The organism is Psychrobacter sp. 1U2 (genome assembly GCF_051847575.1).
This window is the reverse complement of record NZ_JBPYDC010000485.1, coordinates 1-1032: the sequence shown is the minus strand read 5'-3', so window position 1 is coordinate 1032 and position 1032 is coordinate 1. Positions and strand designations below refer to the sequence as shown.

Annotated in this window: 1 protein-coding gene and 1 pseudogene; both read right to left on the bottom strand. The window is 46.2% G+C overall.

The annotated features are described in order from the left end of the window. On the bottom strand, window positions 1-850 hold an 850-nt coding region (locus ACS8FD_RS16760), incomplete at its 3' end, for an energy transducer TonB (protein ID WP_439276673.1). 71 nt (window positions 851-921) lie between these two features. Beyond that, window positions 922-1032: pseudogene (locus ACS8FD_RS16755) on the bottom strand (protein TolR); the annotation flags it as partial.

Below are 1032 nucleotides of genomic sequence, written 5' to 3'. Positions count from 1 at the left end.
TTATGGTCAAGGTTGCCTGCTGAGTTGAGCCTTTAGCTGCTACCGGTGGGTTATAGTTGCGCTTAATCAAGCTTACAATCTCACTATTGCTTGCCCCGCGACTACTTGCTGATGCACTACTACTGTTCGTTGATTGCCCAGAAGTGATGGGGCTTCCAGTGACTGTCGATTTTCCATCTGCTTCTAGGCTAAAGGTTTTGTTAGCATTATTTGTACTACCCGTTTCTATCTCCAAATTGGCCTGTGTGTTATTCGGTCGTTTGATTTTAGGCGGATTATTCTCTGTATGACGAAAAGACTTTAAACGCGCGCGCTCAGCATCAAGCTGGTTTTGTTTGTCTTGTTCTACTTGGTTCAGCTCTTCTAGGGCGGTCTCATCTAGCCGCGCTGCCAGCTCGGCCATATTACGCTCATACTCTTGCATCTGCTCAATACGCCGCTGATGCTGCTCTTGACTCATTAATACTGGTTGGTCCGCTGGAGCATCGGAGCGCGTAAATACAGACTCTCTTTGCAGGCTTGATGAGGCGTTTGTTTGACTGACATTATCGTTGTTATCTGCAGTTATAGGCTCACTGGTCTCTGTATTACTACTAGCTGCCTGCGCTTGCATCGCTGCACGGTTGGCCAATATTTGTCCTTGCATCTCAGCCAACTCTTGCGGCGTGACCATAGTGGTTTCAATATTGCCAACGGTTTCTAATTCGGGCTGCTGGTAGGTATAGACCAGCAAGCCAAGTACGATGCCATGAGCCAATAGACTTAATAGCATAGGTAGGGTCAGCCCATCACCTTCAGGCGCAGTTGGAATATAGACGGCAGGAGCATTATTCATGGTTGTGATACTCATTGACGTGTGTCATCAGGTTGTCTACTTATTCAAATCAAGTTGTAAAAGTAACTGTTTTTGATTTAAGCTCATTATAACGTAGGCGCAGGTAGCGGAGCACCTGTTAATAGCCCGACCTTCTGAATACCTGCTTGTTGCAAATTGGCCATCAAAGCCATGATGGCACCGTATTGATTATTTTG